The sequence below is a fragment of the Dokdonella sp. genome, from assembly GCF_049593775.1.
In the GTDB taxonomy this organism is placed as follows: Bacteria; Pseudomonadota; Gammaproteobacteria; order Xanthomonadales; family Rhodanobacteraceae; genus Dokdonella.
Window position 1 is genome coordinate 1 of the sequence record NZ_JBAWHJ010000262.1, and the last position, 1,581, is coordinate 1,581.

Genomic DNA, 1,581 nt, shown 5'->3' on the forward strand with positions numbered 1-1,581 from the left:
ATACAGGACCTTCGTGGTATCGGGTAATTGTAAGCTTGCCGCGTCTTCCCGGCTGCGTTCAACCACGTATCTGGAGTAGGTTTCCTTGTTGATCCTGACCGCACCGAGTACACCGAGCTCGACAATGTCGGCGGCAAAACAACGATCGTCGTAGCCCATCCTGCGGATGTAGCGCACCGCGGCCGGGGACAGGTTATCCGGTGGATCGTACTCTGGAATGATCACGCTGCCCTTCGGGTCGCGTCCGACCCGCCACCATTGCAGGCCGAGGAAGCCGGTCAGCAACAGCAGGCCCAGACCGAGTACCGCTTCACGACGATTGTCCGCAGCGAACCAGCGCAGTTTCTGTTCCAGGTCGGGAACGACAATGACGCCTTTCGGAAAGCTCTCGACCAGGGTCAGGCCATTCCCGGGAGGCAGGGCACGCGTTGTCTCGATCATCGCGCGGCCGTGTGCATCAACGCTGGTTGCATAGTCTTGCGCTTTCGAACCTTGCGGGCCCGTGTAGCCTTCAAGCGTTATGCGGCTTTGATCCACTTGTTCAGGCAAGGAGACGGTTGCACTGGCGCGATCGATGATGAAATCCCAACCGTTTCCGGTCACGTTCCAGTAGAGCTCGTCGTGTGATTCGAAGTGGCCGAGCTGGCGTGCCGTGCGATAGCGAAACGTGTAGGTGAACTCGCCACGGCCGAGATAGACGTTCGCATCACCAAAATAGACGCGCACGCCATTGGACAAGGCCTCGGCGTGCCACGGCTCGGGTTTGCCATCGCGGGCGACCCCGAGTGGTTCGAACACCACATGTACGCGATTGCCATTGGCGTCGGTGTAGCGGGTCGGGAAGTCGCGGTAGATGCCTCGGCGAATACGATTGCCTTCGGCGCGCACGCGGATCGTCTCGGTGACGCTCATCGAGGCGTCGTGAGCGATCGCGATATCGCTGTGGAACTCGAGAATGCGCTCTTCAGCGCACGCGCCGGCACTGCACAGCAGGGCAAGCAGGATCACGGTTACTCGAATCATTCTGGGCTTCCCGGTTGGCTGTATTCAGACTCCACATTCACGCAGGAACACGGCTCTCGCATCCGGCTTCTCGTGGCCTGCCTCAGTCCAGTACCTGCTGCCGTTCCAGCAAATCAATCCTGCGCGTCGGCTGCCTTTTCTGTCACGACGACCTTGTCCGGATCAAGCTGCCGGTCAAGCCAGCTCACGATCAGGTTGAACACATGCATCTTCATCGAATCCGAAGAGAGGCTGTGCTTGCCACCTGGATAAGTCATCAGATCAAACTGCACGCCGCGCTTTTGCAATTCCGCCATGAGCAGGGTGGAATTGGAGAACAACACATTGTCATCGGCCATGCCGTGAATCAGCAACAGCGGCGAACTCATGCCGTCAAGCCAGGCGAACGGAGCGCTGCGAATGTAGCCGGCCGCATTGTCCTCGGGCGTCGACAGGTAGCGCTCGGTATAGTGGGTGTCGTACAGGGTCCAGTCGGTAACCGGAGCCACGGCAACGCCGGCGGCAATGTCGCTGGATGCCTTGGCCAGCAGCATCGTCGTCAGGTAGCCGCCGTAGCTC

At 59.7% G+C, this 1,581-nt stretch carries 2 protein-coding genes; both read right to left on the bottom strand.

The window, feature by feature from the left end; all coding sequences use genetic code 11:
- On the bottom strand, positions 1–1,023 hold a 1,023-nt coding region (locus tag WBP53_RS09375), incomplete at its 3' end, for a DUF2207 domain-containing protein (RefSeq protein WP_423928224.1).
- A gap of 113 nt (positions 1,024–1,136) precedes the next feature.
- A partial coding sequence (locus tag WBP53_RS09380) for an alpha/beta hydrolase family protein (RefSeq protein WP_423928226.1) occupies positions 1,137–1,581 on the bottom strand: 445 nt, incomplete at its 5' end.